The sequence below is a fragment of the Streptomyces sp. NBC_00353 genome (genome assembly GCF_036108815.1).
Taxonomy (GTDB): Bacteria; Actinomycetota; Actinomycetes; order Streptomycetales; family Streptomycetaceae; genus Streptomyces.
On sequence record NZ_CP107985.1, the window covers coordinates 9,642,698 to 9,663,037 of the forward strand.

Here is a 20,340-nt window from a genome sequence, read left to right on the forward strand (position 1 = left end):
CGCTCGAACAAGCTTTGTTGTCCACGGCACGCCCACCCCAGCAGACGGCCCTTCAATCAATGATGACCGGGCGCGGGCTGCGCCCGGTCATCATGAGGACGTACTCGTAGCGCGGCGGCCGGTTTTGGTAACGCCGGCGCTCCAGCGGGCCGGCGTCCACCAGGGACTTCAAGCGGCGGTCAGCATGTTCGGGGCGATGCCGAGGCTGCGCTCGAACCCGTCGAAGTGGGTGAAGCCGTCGAAGGCATCAGGCATGATCAGCATGCTCCATCACTCGCCGACGTATTCCAGGCTGCGCGCGATCGGGCCACTCCATGTCCTCCAAACTGGTCCGCCGCCTGAGATCACGCTACCGGGATCGTGGGCTCGTCGATCACGCTTGCGTCACCGCCGCGGATGGGGCTCACGCTCCACGCGTTCAGCTCGTGCGGGGTACCGAGCCTGATCGCGCTCACCTCGTCGAGCCGGGCGAACTGCGCCGGGGTCAGCGTCACTTCCAGCGCGCCCAGGTAGTCGTCGAGCTGCGCGACGCTGCGCGGGCCGATGATCGGCACGTACGCCGTGGCCGCCCGCGCGCCCTCCTGCCGCATCCAGGCGATGGCGACATGGGAGGCCGGCACGCCGAGCTCGGCCGCGACGTCGAGGACGGCGTCGACGATCGCGGTCTTCTGCGCGGTGTCCTCGAAGAACCCGACGGCCTTGAGGTCGCTGATCCGGCCGGTGGCGCCCTGGCGGTACTTGCCGGTCAGCAGACCGCCGCCGAGCGGACTCCACAGCGCCGCGCCCAGGCCAAGCGCCTGCGCCATTGGCAGCAGCTCCCGCTCGGCGGTGCGGTCGACCAGGCTGTACTCGACCTGGATACCGGCGACCGGGGACCAGCCGCGCAGCTCGGCGATGGCGGCGGCGCGCGACACCCGCCAGGCCGGGAAGTTCGACAGCCCGAAATAGCGGATCTTTCCGGCGCTGACCAGGTCGTCCAGGCCGCGCAGGATCTCCTCCATCGGGGTCAGGCCGTCAGGGGCGTGCACCCAGTACATGTCCAGGTGATCGGTGTTCAGGCGGCGCAGGCTGGCCTCGAGAGCCTGGACCATGTATCGGCGGCTGTTGCCGGTGTTGGAGACGGTCTGCGGTCCGACGCCGTTCATGCTGTACTTGCCCGTCAGCACGAAGTGGTCCCGGTCGGCGCCCAGGAACTCGCCGAGCAGCTGCTCGGATTCGCCGGCCTGATAGTTCTCGGCGGTGTCGATGAGCGTGCCGCCGGCTTCGGCGAACCGGTCGAAGATCTTGCGGGCCTCGGCGGGCTCGGCACCGGGGCCCCAGCCGCCACCGGCGCGCCAGCCGGTGCCGAAATTGGCGGTGCCGAGGCCGTACTCGGACACGCGCAGGCCATTGTTGCGCCCGAAGGTGGTGTATCGCATGGGTGGACATCTCCTAAGACGAGTAACTTGCGTTGTGTAAGGAAAGACGCGGTTCTTGGCGCCTATGAGGTGTGTCGGGTCAGCGGGGGACGGTCACGACGATCTTGCCGACCTGGGATCCTGACTCGAGACGACGGTGGGCCCTGACGATGTCCTCCAGCGGGAAGACGGTGTCGATGACCGGTCGCAGGGTCTCGCGGGCAAGGCCGTCGAGGACCCAGTCGACGGCGACCTTGCGGCGTTCGACGTCGGTGGTGAGGTCGAAGACCTTGTATCCCCGGATGGTGAGGCTCTTGCCGATCAACTCCCACACCGGCACTGTCGTGGCCTCGCTGCTCAGCGCACCGTAGATGATCACGGTCCCGCCGGGCGCGGCGGCGCCGATCAAGCCCGCCAGAGCAGGTCCTCCCACGGGGTCGAAGATGACGCGGGCGCCGTGGCCGTCGGTGAGCTCGTTCACGCGGGTGACCACGTCTTCCTCGCCCGTGACGATCACTGCCTCGGCGCCTTCGTCCAGGAGCCGCTGGCGCTTGGCGCTGGTGCGGGTCAGTGCCACGGGCCGGGCCCCCACGCTGCGGGCGATCTGGATCGCGGCCAGGCCGACGCTGCTGGAGGCCGCCGGGATGAGCACCGTGTCACCGGCCTTCAGGTCCGCGGTCTCGATGAGGGCGCCATAGGCGGTCAGGTACTGCCCCCACAGGGCCGCGGCCTGTTCCCAGGACAGTGTGTCGGGGTGCTTGACCACCGCGGTGGCGGGCGCGATGGCCAGCTCGCCGTGGATGGGGTAGTCGATGGGCCTGAAGCAGGGGATCAGGCTGACGGCATCGCCGACGGTGAAACCTTCGACATCCGGGCCGATGGCGTCGACCTCACCGGAGGCCTCCCATCCGATACCGGAGGGAAGCTCCACGAGGTGGTTGTTGCGGAGCACGGAATCCGCTCGGTTCACCCCGAGAGCCCTGGTGCGGACGCGGATCTCGCCGTGTCCGGGTTCGCGGACCTCGATGTCGTCCAGGGTCAGGACCTCGGGGCCGCCGGTGGCGTGAAATCGGACGATCTTGCTCATGTGAGTGGTCTTGCCTTTCAAGTCTGCGGAAGGAAGTGGCAGTTCAGGCTCGGCGGTCGGCCGTCACCTGGTGATCTCGGGCACCTTGTCGAGCTCCAGTTGGTCGGCGCTCCTGTCCGTCTGCGCAGTCGTCTTGCGGCGCCCCAGCGTTCCGGACAGGGCGGCGAGCAGGCCGATGGCCGCGAGCACGTTGACGGTGATCATGGCGGGGGTGAAACCGGCGAGCAGGGCGTCGGGCCCGCTCTTGCCTTCGTTTCCTGCGGTGAGGGCCGCGGTGACGATGGCGAGGCCGATCGCGCCGCCGATCTGCATGGAGGTGTTCAACAGGCCGCCGGCCAGACCTTGTTCGTGGTCAGGGATTCCCGAGGTGCCCTCGATCTGGAAGGGCGCGAATGCCAGTGTCATGCCGATGCTGAGCAGGAGCATGCTGGGCAGCACACCCACGGCGTAGGAGTGGTCCCGGGCGATGGCCAGGAGGAGCGCGTAGGCGGCCACGTGCGTGATGACGCCGGCGATGATGCTGCGCGAGGTACCGAATCGTGCGATCAGGTGCGGGATGCGCGACGAGGCCAAGGTGACGATGGCGGCGGCGGGAAGGAAGCCGAACGCGGTCTGCAGCGCCGACCACTGCAGCACCTGCTGGAAGTACAGCGTCACCACGAACTGGAAGCCGACATAGGCGCCGAAGAACATCGACAGGCCCACGTTGGCGCGCACCAGGGAGCTGGAGCGCAGGATGCCCAGACGGATCAGCGGCTGCGCGCCGCGGAGCTCGATCACCACGAAGGCGGCCAGCAGTGCGGCTGCGAGCCCGAACTCCACCAGTGTGCTCGCCGTGGTCCATCCCTTCTGCGGCGCTTCGACCACGACGTAGACGAGCAGCAGCATTCCGGCGACCAGGGTGAGTGCGCCGGGCAGGTCATAGCTGCCGACGGTGCGCGGGCCGTCCTTGGGCAGGACGCGGATGGCCGCTGCCAGGGCGATCAGCGCCACGGGCACAGGCAGGAGGAACGTCCAGCGCCAGCCGAGCTCGGTCAGTGCACCGGACAGCACCAGGCCGCTTGAGAAGCCGCTGGCACCCATGAGCGTGTAGATCCCGATCGCCTTGTTGCGGGCCGGCCCCTCGGCGAACGTGGTCGTGATGATGGACAACGCCGCGGGTAGCGTGAACGCCGCCGACACGCCCTTCAGGAGACGGGCGACGATCAGAAGGTTCCCGTCGTCGACCAGGCCGCCGACCAGTGAGGTCAGGGCGAAGACGGCGACCGCCGTCAGGAAGACGCGGCGGCGGCCGAGGATGTCGGCGGCGCGTCCGCCCAGCAACAGAAAGCCGCCGTAGCCGAGGACGTAACCGCTGACGATCCACTGCAGTGCGCTTGTGGACAGGCCGAGGTCGGCCTGGATCGAGGGCAGGGCGACACCCACCATGTTCACGTCCAGCGCGTCGAGGAACCCGACGATCGAGACGGTGAGCAGGATCCCCCACAGCCGCACGTTCCATGCGAGCGAGGACGTGGACAAGGGTGGTGGTGCGGAAGGACTCATGCCGATACGCTGACATGCTCCTACTTCGAATGCAAGTGCATCTAATGCAAACGCATTAAATGTCGGTGCATGATACGGTGGCCGCATGAATGCTGGTGACGAGCGGCACCTGGTCAAGGAGTGGCGCGATCTCCAGGTTCGGCATGCCGTCGTGTACCAGACCCTCGAGCGTGAGTTGCAGGCAGGGCACGGCATCGGCGTCAGCGAGTTCGAAGCGCTCGAAGCCCTTGCCTGCTCCGAGAACACCCAGTGCCGCGCCCAGGACCTCACCGACGTCGTGCACCTGAGCCAGAGCGCCGCGAGCCGACTGATCGCCCGAATGGAACGCGACGGTTTCCTCGAGCGCGCCATATGCGAAGCCGACCGCCGCGGCATCCTCGCCGTCCTCACCGACGAGGGCCGCAAGCGTTATCTGGAGGCCCAACCCACACACCGCTCCGTGCTCGCCAGAACACTTCGAGAGACAGGCTGACCGCTGTCCAGGTGCTAGTGAGGTGACCCCCGGAACGTGGACGCGGGGGTTTATGCCGCGAGTGAGAGTTAGCCGTCGCGTGGTGTTGCTGTTTGAACTCCATGGGGGACAGGTAGGCCGGCGCACTGTGACGCCGACGTGCGTTGTAGTGCGTGAGCCTGCGGAAGATTTCCAGCCGGGCCCGGCTCATTGTTGAGAACGTCGTCCGGTCAGGGCCTCGCGTTTCAGGCTCTGCCACAGGCTCTCGGGCGGGGCGTTGATGTCCTATGGATGTCAGGCGGCACCTCGAGCTGGTTCCGTGTCGTTGGCCGCGATGTTGGTGGGGACGATGAGTCGGTAGATCTCTCGTGCGACGTACCGCTTGAGGCAGCGGATGATCTCGCGTTTGGTCTTGCCCTCCGTGAGGCGTCGCCGCAGGTAGTCCTGGGAACGCTCCTCCCGGCGCAGGCGGCTGAGGGTGATCCTGTAGAGGGTGGCGTTGGCCTGTCGGTCACTGCCTCGGTTGAGTCTGCGGCGCTGGGTCTTGCCGGAGGGCGCCTCGACGGGGCCGCTCCATAGGGGACATGGTCCGGCGCGCGTACGCATCCGCCAGTTAGGAGTATATACTCGTATTAGTGGGGCGATCCACGCGTGAACCCCGATGACACGAGAGGGCGAACGCATGAGTGAGATCAAACCCCGGTTCCGGACGATCGACGGGCTGTCCGTCCGGTACGCCGAGAGCGAGGGGCCCCGCGACCGCGTAGCCCTGCTGTTGAGCCCGTTCCCGGTCAGCCTGTATGCCTACGACGCGACCTGGTCGCGGCTGGCCGAGCACGCTCACCTCGTCGCAGTGGACCTGCCGGGGTTCGGGCATTCCGAACTCCGGGAGGACCTGCTGTCGCCCACGGCGATGAGCGAATTCATCGTGCGGCTCGCCGACGAGTTCGAATTGGCGAAGCCACACGTCGTGGGCCCGGACATCGGCACCAGCGCGGTGCTCTTCGCCGCGGCCCACCACCCCGACCGATTCCGCAGCGCCGTCGTGGGCAGCGGCGCGGCCGCGGCCCCGGTGCAGCTGGGAAGTCCGGTGAACGACTGGGTGCACGCCGAGGACCTGGCGCCGTACCGGGCCCTGGGCCCCAAGGACATCGTGACGATCGCCCTCGACAAGATGCAGGGCTACCAGCTGCCGCAGATCGTGCGCGAAGACTATCTCGCGCCCTACGTGGGCCAGCGGATCGTCGACCAGATGGCCTACCTCCGCGCCTTCCCCATCGAACTGCCGCTCCTGCGCGAGCTGCTGCCCGGGATCGAGACGCCCGTACAGATCATCGCCGGCCGCAGGGACCACGTGGTGCCCGTGGCGAACGCCGAATACCTGCACGAGCACCTGCCCAACAGCACCCTCGATGTCCTCGAAGTCGGCCACTACACCTGGGAGGAGGGCGCGGACGACTACGCCAGGATCGTCACCGACTGGTGGCGGGCGAACTGACCTCGTCGCGGGGCGGACCGCGCACCACTGCCTCCGCTGGATGTGCTCGGCCTCGTCGAATCCGTGTGAAGGCTGGGAGTTGTCGTCAAAGTGCGCACACGCCGCTCGACGCGCTCGACGATGCCACTTCAGCGGCGGCGACTTGGCGCACCACCGGCGGGCCGTCGGAACATTGCCCTTATCGAGGGTCAGGACGGCGCCGCCCGGTATCAGGCCGCGCGGAGGGCTCGGCGGTGACGCCACCACTCGGTCACCGATCCCGTCTCGCCGCGCCGGTGGGGCGGCACCAGGGACTCTGGCCGGTTGAACCACGCGATGGTGCATGCAACACCAGCAACGGCAACGAGCCAAGGACGAGGAGCACTTCGACCACTGTGGCAGTGGGGCTCGCGGCGCCGACGACATCCGCGACACCGCCGATGGTCAGAGTCACCACCCAGACCGCGAGAGGAACGATGCCGCGCTCATGGCACTGGCCCGCTCGGCCAACGACCTCAAAGAAGGCCGCCGTACCTCCCACCCTGAGCTGGTTCTGTTCGCTACCTGGGGTGACCTGCAGGACTACGCCGAACACGAACCGTGCCCTTGCCGAAAACCTCATCCGCCCTGGTGGGAGCTTGGTGTGCGGGGTGTGCGGGGTCTCGGGCCCGGGGGCTCGAATTGGTCCTCTCGCGCGACTGGTAACCGCCCCGGCATGATTGCCGATCGTGCTGCTGCGATTGGCTTACCTGACCGTGACGAATGCGTTCGCGATGCTGCGTGTGCTGCCGATGAGCGATCGGGACAAGGACGCGGAGATCCTCGCCTTGCGCCATCAGATCACGGTGCTGGAGCGTCAACTCGGTGGCGAGAAGATCCGGTTCACCCCGAGCGATCGCGCGTTCTTGGCGGCGTTGCTGCATCGGATGCCGGTTGAGGTGCTGCGCAGGGTGCGGCTGCTGGTGCGTCCGGACACGGTGCTGCGCTGGCACCGCGATCTGGTCGCACGCCGCCATGCGGCCCGGTCCCGGCCGAAGCGCTCGGGACGGCCGCGGATCCTGCGCTCCATCCGCGCCCTGGTCCTGCGGCTCGCCCAAGAGAATCCCAGCTGGGGGTATCGCCGCATCCACGGTGAACTTCTCGTTCTCGGTATCAAGGTGGCCGCCTCCACCGTCTGGGAAATCCTCAAGGAGGCCGGGATTGATCCGGCGCCCGAACGGGCCTCCAGCACGTGGTCGGACTTCCTGCGCTCGCAGGCCGACGCCCTGTTGGCGTGCGACTTCCTGGAGACGGTCACGCTGTCCGGGGCGCGGCTGTATGTGTTCGCGGTGATCGAGCACGCCAGCCGGCGGATCAGGATCCTGGGCGCCACCGCGCACCCGACCGCCGCGTGGGTGACGCAAGCCGCGAAAAACCTCGTCATGGACCTCGAAGACGCCGAATGCCGGGCAAGGTTCCTGATCCGTGACCACGACGGGAAGTTCCCCGCCCTGTTTGACACCGTCCTCAAGGACGCGGGGATCGAGGTCGTGCTCAGCGGCGTACGGATGCCGCGCATGAACTCGATCATGGAAAGGTGGGTGCAGACCTGCCGGTGTGAGCTGCTGGACCGCACCTTGATCTGGAACCAGCGGCACCTGCTCCACGCGCTACGGGAGTTCGAAGAGTTCTACAACTCCCACCGGCCGCATCAGGGCATCGCCAACGCCCGTCCGCTGCACCCGCTGCCGGTGCCGATCACCGATCCGGAGCAGATCACCCGCCTCGACATACGGAAACGCGAACGACTCGGCGGCATCCTCCACGAGTACCAACATGCCGCCTGAACTGGGCGGATGAGGTTTTCGGCAGCAGCAGGCTCGCAACAGGGCTGCCACAAGGTTTCAAGATCGCTTGACCTTGCCCCAGAGGGAAGGGCGACAGTGTCTCCGTAGATCACACGAGCGAGCGGTGTGCGCTCGCCAGCCGGGCTGGACGAAGAGGGGGAGTTCGAGTGACGGCGACCTGCGTCATTCTCGATATCGGTGGCGTGCTGGAGATCACGCCGGAAACGGGGTGTGTGCAGCGGTGGGAAGAGCGGCTGGGGTTGCCGTTCGGCACTGTGCATGAGCGGATGCGCGACGTGTGGCAAGCCGGGAGCGTCGGGAGTATCAGTGAACGAGAGGTTCACGAGCAGGTGGCAGCACGCTTGGGGCTCGACGCGCCCCAGGTTGAAGCCTTCATGGCTGATCTCTGGGCGGAGTACCTGGGAACGCCTAACGAGGAGCTCATCGCTTACGTGCGTGGGCTGCGAGGAAGCTGCAGGCTGGGCATCCTAAGCAACAGCTTCGTCGGTGCCCGGGAACGGGAGACCGCGCTGTATCACTTCGACGAACTGGTCGAGCAAATCGTGTACTCGCACGAGATCGGCATCGAGAAGCCGGACCCGCGTGCCTTCGAGACCGTATGCGCCAGCCTGGAGGTGCGGCCGGAGAGCTGTCTGTTCATCGACGATCTCGCAGTAAATGTTGAGGCTGCTCAGGCGGCGGGCATGCAGGCGCATCTGTTCCAGGACAATGCCCGGACGATTACGCGCATCGCAGCTCATCTGGACGCTGGTCCCCGGGTTGGAGGGCCTGTCCCGCTCGGATGATGTCGGCCTGGCCGACCTTTAACGGTTGCCGGCCAGGCGGTGGAGCGGTTGATCAGCCCGCTTCTGCGTGTTCGGCACGGGCTCGGGTGCTGGCCAGGCGGTAGGAGTCGGATCCGGTCTAGATGATGGTGCCGTTGAAGGTGAGCCGGTCGACGATGGCGGCGCAGAGACGGGGGTCGGGGAAGGTCTTCGTCCAGCCTCCGAACGACTCGTTTGAGGCGATGGCGACGCTGTTCTTCTCCTCCCGCTCGGTCAGAACCTGGAACAGCAGCTCGGCGCCGTGCCGGTCCAGTTCCATGTACCCGAGCTCGTCGATGCACAAAAGGTCGACGCGGCCGTAGCGGGCGATGGTCTTGTTCAACTGCTTCTCGTCGGCGGCTTCAACCAGCTCGTTCACCAGCTTGGTGGCGAGCGTGTAGCGGACGCGGTAGCCCTTCATGGCGGCCTCGGTGCCCAGGGCGATGAGCATGTGGGACTTGCCGGTGCCGGAGTCGCCGATCAGGCGGAGCGGCTGTCCCTTCTTGATCCACTCGCAGCTGGCGAGGGTGTTGATGGTGGCCGCGTCGACGTTGGGGTTGGCGTCGAAGTCGAAGGCCCGTAGTGACTTCTCCCTCGGGAACCCGGCCGCCTTGATCCGCCGTTCCGAGCGTCGGCGGGCCCGGTCGTCGCACTCCGCCATCAGCAGCTCGGCGAGGAAGCCGCGGTAGGTCATCTGGTCCTTGGCGGCCCGGTCGGCGATGTCGGCGAACTTGTTGCGGATCGACGGCAGCCGCAGCAGACGGCAGGCGGTGTCGATGGCGGTGGTGGCGGCTTGCTCGGTCAGTCCTCGCTGGCGAGGCAGGGTCACTGTGCTTCTCCCTCTCGGTGGTCACCGCCGCTGGCGCGACGTCGGAGCAACTGGTCGTAGGGCGTCACCGAGGGCAGTGGCCTGGTGTCCGGCGGCAGGTGGTTCAGCTTCCACTCGTGCAGGAACGTCACGGTCGCCGGCGGCTGCCCGGTGGCCAGCGCAGACGAGGTGGCTGGACCGGGTTCATCCTCGGTCTGGGCGGCTTTGCGGGCCTCCAGGGCGACCGCGTCCGCGGTCAGGGCCCCGGCCCGCAACGCGGTCGCCAGACCGGCGACCAGGTACTCGTGCGGGATGTGCCGGGCCATCAGGAGCACCTCGATCAAGGCCCGGGTGCCCTCGGTGTCGCCGTGTGCCTTGACCTGGCTTTGTTCATGAGAACGGGCTCTGGCTCAACTTGTGTGACGCGGCCACTCTGAGTGATCAACAGATGCCTGGGGGTGCTGCGTGTCCCTGAGTCAGAACGGTGGGTCTTCGGAGTAACCACCTGTCCGGTCGGTCGCCCACCAGGAATCATGTTCCGCCTTGAGACGGGCGTAACGCTCGCGGGCTGCGATGTCGTCCGCGTTCTCCAGGGCGCTGGTGTCGTGACCCCATGCCTTCATGGCGTCCAGGACGCGGTCTCGATTGTGGCGGTCGGTGCTGGTGGTCAGCACACGACGGGCGTGGTCGACCAGCTCGGCCCGGTGCGCGGTGAGGACGGGGTGCTCTGCGAGGGGGATCGCAGCGACGAGGGCCGCGTCGCGTACGTCCGCGTTGTCGTGGCTGAGAAGGGCATGGACAGCGGAGAAGATCGCCGGGCGCAGGTCTCGGAACGCTCGCATCTCCCTGTCCTCGTCGAGGAACCCCTTGCCGCAGTGGCGTTCGCCGATGGCGACGCACTCGTCGTCGGCGTCGTAGGCGGTGTCGCTGAGCCACTCAAGTAGTCTCACGAGGGTCGGGCGGTGCGATGGCGTGTCGGCGTAGTGACCGAAGTCGTCTACCGCGATGGCCGGGTGGTTGAGGACGGCCGCGACGTAGAGCGCTACGGGCACAGTGGCTTCGTAGATGGTGTTCTGGTGGGTCACTTGTCTGAGCGCGTTGTCGGTGGCGGCCGCCCTGACGGCCGGGTCGGAGTTGATGATGTGTGCCAGCGCTGTCGGCAGGGATTCGCCTGTCCCGCGTACGGTGGCGAGCGACGCCCAGTCTGTATCGTCCAGGAGCGCTTGATAGTGAGGTAGCTCGTGAGGACGAGGATGCCCGGTCCGACTGCGGCGATAGGTCACAGCCGGAGGCTATAGCGTCGTCGAGTCGGCGTGGCGCGGGGTGTCATGTGTAAAGCAGGGTGCGCTTCCGTAGGAGGTTGAATCCGGCGCGCCCGAACATCTGGCGTTTCAGCATCTTGATCCGGTTGACATGACCTTCGACCGCGCCCGAGCTCCAGGGCAGGGTCAATCCGGCGATAACGGCGTCGAGGTCGCGTTCGATGCCGACTGCGAGGGTGTGGAGGCTGGGCAGGTCGTCCTGCCGGACGGCGTCGAGCCAGTGCGGCAGACGTTCGCCCTGGCGCTCAGTGAGCATGATCGCGAAGGAGCGGACGTGCCGGGCGAGGGCGTCGAGTTCGGGGCAGTGGGTTCGGACGGTCTTGAGCTGGAGCTGTTCGGGCTCAGTAAGGGTTTCTGGGCGGCTGAGAATCCATCCGGCGACGGCTCGAGGCGAGGGCGGCTGGGCGGTCACCGGCCGCGGCGAGGTGCGCTTCTTGTACAGGTAGGCGCGGACGCGCTGGTAGCTGCCTTTGTAGCCGAGCGGCACAATCTCCTCCCACAGCCTCCAGGCGTTGGTGCAGCCCTCGTTCCAGCGTTCGTCGAGGTAGGTCTTGTACTCATCGAGGATGGAGGGTCGGTTCTGCCACTGGCCAGTGAAGAGTTCTTCCGGCCGGGCGGCGTCGGCAAGCTGTTTGACGGTCCGCCAGGTCATTCCGAGCTGCCGCTGGATCGAGCGGTGACTGTGCCCGGCCTCCAGCAGTGCGTGGACGGCGGCGTGCCGGGACCGGGTTCGGTCGGCGAACCTGTGGCCGGTCGGCCACGGTGAGCCGGACTGCTCCGCTTCCTGGGCGGACTCCGGCTCGGATTCGGCGGCCGCAGGGACCAGGGCTCGCAGGCAATGGCGGTGTTGGGCGACGGCCCGTTCGGCGGCTTCGCTCAGGTTGTGCCACAGGTGCCACCGGTCCGCCACCTGGACGGCCTGCGGGGCGCCGGCGGTGGCGCCTTCGGCGAAGAACGGTGCCCGGTCCCGGCAGATGACCTCAACGCCTGGCCGTTCGGCGAGCCAGGCCGCCAGGCTCGATGCCTCCCGGTCGGGCAGCAGGTCGATGGGGACGGTGCCGTAGTGACGGCCCTTGCGGGTGGCGTACTCGTCGACGCCGACCACACGCGGGGCGTACACCTCAGGCTCGGGAAGAGCATCGACCAGCCGGAGCACGGTACTGCGGCTGACGGACACCCCCAGGACGCGGGCCATACGGGCTCCAGCCCGGCCCGCGAGGGCCAGACCGACCGCGGCCAGGGTCGACCGCAGCCGCTCGGTCCGCTGACCGTGTCGGCGTGTCAGGCCGGGTATCTGCTCGACGAAGGTACGGCGTGCGCACCCCGAGTCCCCGCAGGCGAAGCGACGAACCCTCAGCTGAAGAACAACGCTACGTCCACCGCTTGGAACATCAGCGGGAAACCGCAGGTAAGAGCCATGAACCCGGCTCGACCAGACTCCGCAGCCCGGGCACACGGCGCCGCCCGTGGTGCACTGCGCATCAACGCGCACTGTCTCGATGTTCACGTGCACCGACAGCACCGCGACGTCCGCGATCGACGGGAACAACAATTCCTTCAGCCGGAGCATGACCTCTTCCACGGCCCCGAACTGTCAGCCCAACCGCCCTTCCACCGGCCGTTTTCGGGCAACTTTGAGTACGTTCCGAAGCGGCTCAACTGTCACTCAGAGTGGCCGCGTCACACAAGTTGAGCCAGAGCCTGAGAACGGACAGCAGATGTTCACCACTTCGGGAGGCGCCTCGGCCGGGCCGTGTTCGATGTTCGGGATTTCGGACGGCACCAGCGCTGGACGGTGCCGAGATCGGCTGTCAGCCCCTTCTGTCAGCATGCTGCCGTGACAACCACACATGATCAGCGTCCCGCCGAAGCCACTCTGGACTTCCTGCGCTCCGCCTTCCCGCTGGAATGGCGCGAACCGGCGCTCGGCCATGAAGCCGTTGCAGCGTGGGAGGCGGAGAACGGCGTGGCCCTTCCGGAGCCGTACAGGACCTTCGTCGCGGACATCAGCAACGGATCGAGCCTTGGCCCCGCCGGCGACGGTGGTCTCCAGCCACTCGGCTGGCTGCCCGATACCTGGCCCGATCTCGGCCCCCGCCAGCCAGGGAAGCCGTTCCCTCTGCGGGCAGCCTGGCACTGGGAGAGCGACGATGTGGACCCCGAGGACCCCAGAATCGAAGCCACATTCAACAGCGGGTCCATCGTTCTCGGTTGTGAGGACGGGCTCTCCTTCTGGCTCCTACTGACCACCGGTCCCCGCCGTGGCGAGGTCTGGATGGTCGCCGACGTCGGTGCCGTCCCGGCGCCTGGCGACCAGGCATGGGGCTTCGAGGAGTGGGTTCAGCGCTGGCACACCGGCGACGACTGGTGGGACTGAACGCTCCGCCCTGCGCGGTCGTAGATCAAGCATCGTTCGATTTCTTGGCGCTGCTCCCGCCTCCCGAAGTGGTGAACATCTGCTGTCCGTTCTCATGAACAAAGCCAACCTGTGTAAGTCGGGGGACTCGGGGCCCATGATGGACGCGGCATCAGGGATCCTCGACCTGGTCGGCGAGCCGCTTCGCGAGGGCTATCGCAGGACCTGGCACGGTGTCATCGAATCGGTAGCTGCTGCCTCCGGGCGCTGACGGGCTGAGGCCGGTGACGGCGTCAGCGCTATCGAGTGTGGTCGCCGGGGGTGTAAGTGCTGGCAGGTTCCGGCGGCTTCGGCGGCAATGGCCTCAGCGTGGATGGTGTGGTAGCCGAGCATCTCGGCGACCGCAGATGGCGGTGCCTGCAGGACCAGTTGCCGCAGCGTGGCGGTGTGGCCGTGCCTGCGGCGGCGAGCCGTCTTCCGACCGTCGCGGCCTCCGCGATGCCCAGTTCGCGGCACAGCCGCCGCGCGGTCCAACGGCAAGCGGGGGAGTCTCTGGCTTCCTCCTTGGCGGTCCGGGGGCCGCAGGCCGCAATGGAGTAGCCCACTGCCCTTGGTCCCCGCTTGTCCTTAAGTCTGGCCCTGTCAATGACTGCAAGCCCGTGACCTTGGAGCTTTCCCTGGACGGGCCTTGGCAGGCGGTGAGGGGCTCAGGGGCGTCCGAGGGCGCGGACGGTCCAGCCCGCCTCGCGCCAGGTCTCGGTTCAGGGCGGCACCCCCGGAACGGCTCACGATTCCCAGTCTGAGAGCACCCGTTTACTTGCGCTCGGAGCCCCAGCATCCGATGACCCACGCGGCGGACGCAGACGGGCAGTCGGTCGCCCGACTCTGCGAGGCGGTGGGCCTCGTTGCGTTGATAGCGACTGTCATACGGTCACCACAGGTACGCCGTCCGGGCGGTCGGCGAGCAGAGCCGCGATGTGGTCCGCGCAACGTAGGGTGGCCGTGGCCATGGCGCTCCTGGTCATGCCGGCGACATGGGGGGTCAGCAGGGCGTTCGGCAGGCCGAAAGCGGTGAGGCGAAGGCGGCGTGTTCGTGCTCGAAGGTGTCGATGGCGGCTGCCGCGAGCGGGTGTGCGGGGTCGCGCAGCGCGTCGGCCAGCGCCTGTTCGTCGACGATCCCGCCCCGGGCTGTGTTCAGCAGAATCGACCCTGGACGCATCAGTGCCAGTTCCGCCCGCCCGACCAGCCCTTGGGTCTGCGCAGTGAGCGGCACGTGCAGGGAGACGACGTCACTCGTCGCTAGCAGTGCGGTGAGGGAGTGGGCCCGGGGCACCGACGCCTCGGCCGGACGCCGCGAGAGGGCCTGGACTTCCATGCCCAGGGCGGTCGCCCGCTCGGCCAGTGCTAGGCCGATCCGACCCAGCCCGACGATGCCCAGGGTCAGCTCCGGCAGCTCCATCGCCGGTGTGGCCGGTGGGCGCCAATTCCCGTCGTGCGAGGCCTCGTTGTGTGCCGGGAGATCTCGGATCAGGGAGAGTAGCTGGGCCAGGGTGAACTCGGCAACCGCGTTCGCGTTGGACCCCGGGGTATGGGTGACCGTGACCCCGTGACGGGCGGCTGCTGCCAACTCGACGTGATCGGTGCCCGCCCCGGCCCGCCCGACCACGCGGAGCCGGTTGATCAGCATCGCGTCGGTCGCCGCCGCGAGGAACGCGGCGCGCAGCGGCACACCGGCACGGGACTTGACCGCGTGGTAGCCGAGTCCGTCCCGGACGGTCTCGGCGAGCAGCGCGGACTCGTCGAAGGCGTCGAAGTCGGTAAAGTCCACCCGGCCGGCCCAGGCAGCCCGCGCCCCGGCGTGATCGGCCACCCGCCGGAGGTTCAGCGTGACGGCCAGCCCGTGGCCGAGCAGACGCTCCAGCTCCCGACCAAGCAATTCTCCAGGAGCCGCGTCCAGCAGCAGGACTCGGGCCCGCCACACGTGGTCCCCCCTTCCCCTGCACGACCCTACTGAGGTCCCGGGACTGCACCGCCGAGGGCCCCCGCGCTCAGATCGATCCGCACCTACTGGCGGAGCCTCTTAACGCGTCCTCTGTCGGCGTTCGGTGATCACGACGCAGCCGCGCCGGTCCCGGCCTCGCAGAGCTTCTCCTCAGCCCGGCGCCGCCGACTGCAACCCCAGCTCTTGGCACTGAAACACGGCCAAGGAAACACCGCCGCGCGTTTCACCCCTGACCTGCTGCGGAACCCCGGATCAGGCTTCTGGGACCGATGTTGCACCACCGTGTTGCAGTGTGTCGGCCGGGGCCCGGGGCTGCGCTGAGTGTTGTTGGACTGTCAGAGGCGTGCGGCATCATCGGCAGATGGCCGCCATACAAGCTCCGCCGACGTACCTGGATCGCCTTCGGTCCGACCTGGGCCTGAAGAGCGGCAGCACCGCCTCGGGTGCTGCCGAAAAATAGATCGCCAGGGCGGACAAAGCCTCCTACCGTTCCGCCATGCAGATCGTTGTGACGCTGGACTGTGTTGACACCGAAGCGCAAGCGAACTTCTGGCTCTCCGCGCTCGCCCCGCTGGACTACCGGCGCGGCTTCCACGGACCTCCCTACCTGAGCCTGGTCGGGCCCGCTCCTGCACCAACCCTTCTCCTGCAGCACGTCCCAGAACCAAAGCAGGGCAAGAACCGCATGCACCTTGACCTCGACTTTGGGACCGCAGACCTGGTGTCGGAGGTCAATCGCCTCGAACGGCTCGGCGCTGCGAGGCTCTCTGAAGAACTCAGCGAACACGGCTTTCGCTGGATCGTCGTTGCCGACCCGGAGGGCAACGAGTTCTGCGTATTCAATCCCCCGAACAGCACCAACGTTGCGGAGTAGTCATGCGGTCGGGCTGAGGTTCCACCATGGCCTGGGAAGCCGCCTGCGGCGGCTTCCCAGGCCGAAGCCTGTTCATCCGTCGATCCCCGACCCTTGCAGAGTCGTCTGGGCCTCCAGTGCCGGTATCCGGCCTTTCCGGACACTCACTAAGGGGGATCTGGCAGAACAGCCGGTGCCCTATGCCATCAAAGGTGGGGGGGCGCCGGCTGCTCTCGACGGTCACTTGAGGCCGAAGGCCCGGGTGATGGTCTGGGTGATGCCGCCGCCGTTGCGCTGCTTGGCGGTGATCCGGATGGACACGTAACTCGCCCGGGAGGGCGCGTTGACGGTCGTCTGCCAGGTGCCCTTGTTCTCCTTCAGGTCCTGCGGTCGCCAGGATGCCCCATCGTCGTAGGAGACCTCGAGCTTGAGGGAGGAGACCGCGTCCTTCGCGGCGTCACTGCCGAGGACGACGGGTGTGATGGAGAAGGCCGACTTGCGCTTCGCGCGCCCCGCGAGGTCCAGGTCCGTTCCGTAGTCGAGTTGGGCCAGCGGGATGGCTAGGTTGTTGGTGGTGCCGGAGAGGAATCTCCACTCGGTGTGTGTGGTGGTGGAGTAAGGAATGGAGTCGGTGTTCCCCTTCGTGTCGACGACGAGCCGGTACGGGAGTTTCTGCGGTTCCAGGTCGCCCACTCCGAATTCGGGTCGTGCCCCGTTCTGCATCAGCAGTTTGTCTCCTTGGTGGAGCGAGAAGCTCCGCGACATCATGCCGGTGTCACCGCTGTGGGCGGATCCTCCGTCGCCGAATCCGGCGATCATTCCGCCCATGGCGTTGCCGAAACGGTGCGGGACCTCGAAGCTGACCATACGCGGCCGGGTGATGGGCCCGAACCAGTGTTCGCTCTGCACGCTGCGCGGACGGTAGCTCACGACGTCGGTGAAGGTGGACCAGCCGTCGATGGATGCGTACTGCTGCCACTTGACGCCGTTTCCGGCGGAGACCCAGTCGGTACGGTGTCCTGCGGCGACCGGCTCCCTCGGGAACGGCGGGACGCGCGTCATCCCGTAGCCGGCATAGGGATAGGCGGCCGGCCAGTACTCGTACGACGGGCTGTCCTCCCGGCTCTCTCTGACCTGCTTGCCGGCGGGCGGGGCGAAGTTGTTGTCGATGCGGGCGAGGCTGCCGGGATCCGTTGCCGCGGAGGGGTCGTCCGGCACGCCGCCTTGGTGGTAGTCGGCCAGGTCGTACAAGTACTGCGGCGTGGGATGAGCTTCAACTGCCAGCTTGGTGCCGGAATTTCCTGCGGACCCGATCCTCTTGATCAGATCCTCGCCCTCATCCATGGTGAGCGAGGCGACCGGGATCCGTCCGGTCGTCGTTCCGTCCGCGTCGCCGTACCAGTCGGTGCTGCGGCCGTTGCCGTCGTTGACCACCAGGAGCATCGCCGCACCCGCGGCGCGCGCCGCGGCTGCCTGGCCCGTCGGGACCACGGCGCCGCCGCTGCGAACGACTACCGCCTTGCCGCGGGCGGACAGACCGGCGTAGTCGGCGGGCTTGCCGGTACCGGCGAAGACGGCGTTGACGTGCGCGGTGCCGTCGCGGAACTGAGCGGATCCCGGCTGCACCAGCAGGGTGTCGTCGAGGCTGCGGCGGCCGTAGGTGATTTCCAGTGGGGTCTGCTTGGCACGGATGCGGGTGGTGAAGACGAAGCTGCCGTTCTTCACCTTGCCCTTGGTCGGAAGCGCCCACAGGCTGTCGTACTCGGCGGATGGCAAGAGGATCTGGTGCAGAGCCTGCCCATCGTTGGGTGTGGGCTCACTTGAGGTGAAGGAGCGGAAGAGGTCGATCCTGCTGGTGGTGACAGCCGTGGGCTTGGGGGTGGCCACCTTGATCTGGCGGATGCGCGATGCGTCGAGTTCCACCTGCCGGTCGGACCTCAGGTCGAGTTCGGGAACGGTCAGTACCGCGTATCCGAGGGAGTGCGGACCGTGGCGGCCTTCCACGTCCAGTGTGGAGACGACGGTGTAGGAGCCGGGGGCCCAGCGGCTGGTGAGCGTGCCGTCCGGGGCCCACATGATGGTGGTCTTCCCGTCGGCACCTGTGATCTCGACGTCGCCGCTGACGGGCTTGCCGGATCGGTCCTTCAGGTGGACGGTCAGGTCATACTTCTCGGACTCGACGGAGAGTCCCACGGCCGTGTGCACGGCACCGGCCGCGGAGCGTGCGGTGACCTGGGCCGCGTACTGGCCCGGCGCGAGGTCCTTCGGGTCCGCCACGAGGTCGACCGTCGAGGTTCCGCGCGCGGGTACCGTGACGCGGTCGGTGGCCGACGTGAACACCCCCGCGGGCGAGTCTCCGCGGTCCACCGAGAGCTGCAACGTGATGGGGCGGTCGGTGGTGTTGGTGTAGGTGATCTTCCGCTTGACCGGCTTCCGCTTCTGGTCCGCCGACCACCGCACAAGTCCCGCGTCCACCGAACCGCTCGCGATCACCTGGTCCCTCAGGTAGGCGGCGGCGACGTCCAAGCGACCAGTGCCGGCCTGGTAAGGAGTGTAGGCGGGGGTCGGCGCGCTGGTGCTCATCAGAGCGTCCTTGATTTGCTGCCCGGTCCACTTCGGATACTTCTGGGCCAGCAGGGCCGCCGCCCCGGCAACATGGGGAGCCGCCATGGAGGTGCCGCTCTCCGTGCGGTAGTAGCCTTCACCCCCGCCGTCCATGTACTGCGAACGCGCCGCCAGCACGTCCACACCGGGGGCTGTCAGATCGGGCTTGAGGGCGTCATCCATGAGGCGTGGCCCGGCGCTGGAGAACGGGGCGAGTTGGTCGGACGAGTCGACCGCGCCAACGGTGAGTGCGGCGTCCGCAGTTCCCGGCGAGCTTACGCTGTGGGGGCTGTTCCCGGAGTTGCCCGCGGCGATGACGAAGAGCGCACCCGTCTCGGCACTCAGTTGGTTGACCGCCCGGCTCAGGGGATCGTCTTGGGTGTGCCACACCGGCGTGCCCAGACTCATGTTGATCACCTTGGCGTGCTCGGTCCGCGCCGCCCACTCCATGCCGGCGATGATCCCCGAGATGGGACCTGATCCGTTGTCGCCGAGGACCTTGCCCACCAGCAGATCCGCGCCAGGAGCTACACCCCGTTCCGAGCCGTGGGAGGCAGCGCCGGTTCCGGCGACAGTGGACGCGGTGTGCGTTCCATGGCCGTTCCGGTCAATGACGTCCTCACCGGCGACGAAACTGCGGGACGCCACGATGCGCTTGGCGAGGTCCGGGTGGGTGGTGTCCGCCCCGGAGTCCAGCACCGCGACCCGTACCCCGGCACCCGTGCCCCCCGCCCCCCATGCCTGCGGGGCGCCGATCTGCGCCGTGGTGTCGGCCAGTGCCGCCTCCGCCTTGCCGTCGAGCCACACCTTGTCGACACCGGCGGTGAAGGACGGCGCGGCTACGTCGTTGTCCGAGCTTGGACCGGTGCGCGCCGTCGACCGCGAGGGGTCCTGCCCGCTGGGGCCGGTGAGGGCCGACCAAAAGGCTGCGGCCTTCGACCGTTGGGCTTCGACGGCCGCTCCGCGGACGGACGGAAGGCCCAAGGTGGTCTTCGCCCCCGGCAGCGCGGCAGCGGACGGCAGTCCGTCGTCGGACGCGCCGCTCTTGTGAGCGGACACACCATCGGACCGGGTGATGATCAGAGGGAGCGCGCCGGTGTGGGCGTCGTCGTAGTCCTGGGCCACCAACTGTGTGACGTTGAAGAGTTGCTTGTCGAGTCGGCCGGAGGCGATGTAGGGCATGGCCTCATCGGGGTACACAAAGGTGTCACCCCCCTCAGTGGCGACGCGAACCGACCCCTTGGCTCCCGGCGCACGCTCCACGTCCACCAGAGGGCCACGACCATTGCCCTGAGCCAACGTCACCTTGTCACCCGTGATCAGCGTCACCGTGATCGGCGCACTCTGAGAGCCGCCGTGTCCCTCATAAGCCACATGGGCACCGGGGGCATGGGCGGCACCGTAGGCGGCCGCGGCGGGTGTCTCCGTACCCGGCACGGTGTCCCCGCTCGGTGTGGCCGCCCCGGTCGCCTGCGCGGGAGAGGTCAGGCCGGTGACGCTCAGGGCCGCTGTGACCGCAAGCAGCGCCGACAGACCGGCGCGTCCGGGTCTGCGGGCAGGCCGATGCCGTATGTGTGATGACATGTACAAGTGCCTCCGACGGCCCGGTACAGCCCGGGTCCGGTAGTGGGACATCAGATAATCGGCGCACCATCGCGCCCGCGGCTCGGACTGCACCTTTGTCGCCCCGCAGATGAACCACAAGGGGATCTCCGGGGCCAGTAAGCGCAGTTGCACAGGTGCGAAGCAGCAGGTACCCGAACCGTTTCCAGAGCAGGTGCGTGGATG

The 20,340-nt window shown here is 67.7% G+C and carries 15 protein-coding genes and 2 pseudogenes; 6 read left to right on the forward strand and 11 right to left on the reverse strand.

Annotated features, from left to right (window positions below; all coding sequences use genetic code 11):
* Positions 1-52 precede the first annotated feature (52 nt).
* From OHA88_RS44815 to OHA88_RS43400, 4 genes are all read right to left on the reverse strand, one after another.
* Positions 53-160, reverse strand: coding sequence for a hypothetical protein (locus OHA88_RS44815; RefSeq protein WP_328629548.1), 108 nt, complete (start codon positions 158-160; stop codon positions 53-55).
* Positions 161-344: 184 nt separating this feature from the next.
* Complete coding sequence (locus OHA88_RS43390; RefSeq protein ID WP_328623784.1) at positions 345-1,418, reverse strand: aldo/keto reductase; 1,074 nt, start codon at positions 1,416-1,418, stop codon at positions 345-347.
* Between the two features lie 79 nt (positions 1,419-1,497).
* Positions 1,498-2,484, reverse strand: coding sequence for a zinc-dependent alcohol dehydrogenase family protein (locus tag OHA88_RS43395; RefSeq protein ID WP_328623783.1), 987 nt, complete (start codon positions 2,482-2,484; stop codon positions 1,498-1,500).
* Positions 2,485-2,547: 63 nt separating this feature from the next.
* On the reverse strand, positions 2,548-4,029 hold the full coding sequence (locus OHA88_RS43400; protein ID WP_328623782.1) for an MFS transporter: 1,482 nt from the start codon (positions 4,027-4,029) through the stop codon (positions 2,548-2,550).
* A gap of 85 nt (positions 4,030-4,114) precedes the next feature.
* Between OHA88_RS43400 and OHA88_RS43405 the strand changes: the two genes are divergently transcribed.
* Positions 4,115-4,501 carry a MarR family winged helix-turn-helix transcriptional regulator gene (locus tag OHA88_RS43405; protein WP_328623781.1) on the forward strand — a complete coding sequence of 129 codons (387 nt, stop codon included), beginning with the start codon at positions 4,115-4,117 and terminating at the stop codon, positions 4,499-4,501.
* A gap of 273 nt (positions 4,502-4,774) precedes the next feature.
* Here the strand turns inward: OHA88_RS43405 and OHA88_RS43410 are convergent.
* A pseudogene (locus OHA88_RS43410) lies at positions 4,775-5,053 on the reverse strand (IS110 family transposase); the annotation flags it as partial.
* A gap of 109 nt (positions 5,054-5,162) precedes the next feature.
* Here OHA88_RS43410 and OHA88_RS43415 point away from each other — a divergent pair.
* The 3 genes from OHA88_RS43415 to OHA88_RS43425 all read left to right on the forward strand — a co-directional run bounded on the left by OHA88_RS43415 (position 5,163) and on the right by OHA88_RS43425 (position 8,589).
* Complete coding sequence (locus OHA88_RS43415; RefSeq protein ID WP_328623779.1) at positions 5,163-5,978, forward strand: alpha/beta fold hydrolase; 816 nt, start codon at positions 5,163-5,165, stop codon at positions 5,976-5,978.
* Positions 5,979-6,685: 707 nt separating this feature from the next.
* On the forward strand, positions 6,686-7,783 hold the full coding sequence (locus OHA88_RS43420; protein WP_328623778.1) for an integrase core domain-containing protein: 1,098 nt from the start codon (positions 6,686-6,688) through the stop codon (positions 7,781-7,783).
* 167 nt (positions 7,784-7,950) lie between these two features.
* Entirely contained in the window at positions 7,951-8,589 is a 639-nt protein-coding gene (locus tag OHA88_RS43425) for an HAD family hydrolase (protein WP_302004021.1), read from the forward strand.
* Between the two features lie 52 nt (positions 8,590-8,641).
* On the opposite strand, the pseudogene istB reads toward OHA88_RS43425, so the two are convergent.
* From istB to OHA88_RS43445, 4 genes and pseudogenes are all read right to left on the reverse strand, one after another.
* Positions 8,642-9,436: pseudogene (istB, locus tag OHA88_RS43430) on the reverse strand (IS21-like element helper ATPase IstB).
* Positions 9,433-9,741: a hypothetical protein gene (locus OHA88_RS43435; protein WP_328623776.1), complete on the reverse strand. Its 309-nt coding sequence runs from the start codon at positions 9,739-9,741 to the stop codon at positions 9,433-9,435. Before OHA88_RS43435 ends, istB begins: the two are co-directional and overlap by 4 nt.
* A gap of 150 nt (positions 9,742-9,891) precedes the next feature.
* Positions 9,892-10,500: a hypothetical protein gene (locus tag OHA88_RS43440; RefSeq protein WP_328623775.1), complete on the reverse strand. Its 609-nt coding sequence runs from the start codon at positions 10,498-10,500 to the stop codon at positions 9,892-9,894.
* Between the two features lie 241 nt (positions 10,501-10,741).
* Complete coding sequence (locus tag OHA88_RS43445) at positions 10,742-12,319, reverse strand: ISL3 family transposase (RefSeq protein WP_443044143.1); 1,578 nt, start codon at positions 12,317-12,319, stop codon at positions 10,742-10,744.
* Between the two features lie 255 nt (positions 12,320-12,574).
* On the opposite strand from OHA88_RS43445, the gene OHA88_RS43450 reads away from it, so the two are divergent.
* Positions 12,575-13,114, forward strand: a complete 540-nt coding sequence (locus tag OHA88_RS43450) for an SMI1/KNR4 family protein (RefSeq protein WP_328623773.1) — start codon at positions 12,575-12,577, stop codon at positions 13,112-13,114.
* Between the two features lie 1,021 nt (positions 13,115-14,135).
* Here OHA88_RS43450 and OHA88_RS43455 read toward each other — a convergent pair.
* Positions 14,136-15,074 carry an NAD(P)-dependent oxidoreductase gene (locus OHA88_RS43455; RefSeq protein ID WP_328623772.1) on the reverse strand — a complete coding sequence of 313 codons (939 nt, stop codon included), beginning with the start codon at positions 15,072-15,074 and terminating at the stop codon, positions 14,136-14,138.
* Positions 15,075-15,591: 517 nt separating this feature from the next.
* Between OHA88_RS43455 and OHA88_RS43460 the strand changes: the two genes are divergently transcribed.
* Complete coding sequence (locus OHA88_RS43460; protein ID WP_328623771.1) at positions 15,592-15,969, forward strand: VOC family protein; 378 nt, start codon at positions 15,592-15,594, stop codon at positions 15,967-15,969.
* 219 nt (positions 15,970-16,188) lie between these two features.
* Here OHA88_RS43460 and OHA88_RS43465 read toward each other — a convergent pair whose 3' ends face one another.
* Positions 16,189-20,136, reverse strand: a complete 3,948-nt coding sequence (locus OHA88_RS43465) for a S8 family serine peptidase (protein ID WP_328623770.1) — start codon at positions 20,134-20,136, stop codon at positions 16,189-16,191.
* Positions 20,137-20,340 lie beyond the last annotated feature (204 nt).

Excerpts from the sequence above, each read along its gene's own strand:
- OHA88_RS43390 (WP_328623784.1), bottom strand. The coding sequence starts at position 1,418 with ATGCGATACACCACCTTCGGGCGCAACAATGGCCTGCGCGTGTCCGAG.
- OHA88_RS43395 (WP_328623783.1), bottom strand. The coding sequence starts at position 2,484 with ATGAGCAAGATCGTCCGATTTCACGCCACCGGCGGCCCCGAGGTCCTG.
- OHA88_RS43400 (WP_328623782.1), bottom strand. The coding sequence starts at position 4,029 with ATGAGTCCTTCCGCACCACCACCCTTGTCCACGTCCTCGCTCGCATGG.
- OHA88_RS43405 (WP_328623781.1), top strand. The coding sequence starts at position 4,115 with ATGAATGCTGGTGACGAGCGGCACCTGGTCAAGGAGTGGCGCGATCTC.
- OHA88_RS43415 (WP_328623779.1), top strand. The coding sequence starts at position 5,163 with ATGAGTGAGATCAAACCCCGGTTCCGGACGATCGACGGGCTGTCCGTC.
- OHA88_RS43435 (WP_328623776.1), bottom strand. The coding sequence starts at position 9,741 with ATGGCCCGGCACATCCCGCACGAGTACCTGGTCGCCGGTCTGGCGACC.
- OHA88_RS43460 (WP_328623771.1), top strand. The coding sequence starts at position 15,592 with ATGCAGATCGTTGTGACGCTGGACTGTGTTGACACCGAAGCGCAAGCG.
- OHA88_RS43465 (WP_328623770.1), bottom strand. The coding sequence starts at position 20,136 with ATGTCATCACACATACGGCATCGGCCTGCCCGCAGACCCGGACGCGCC.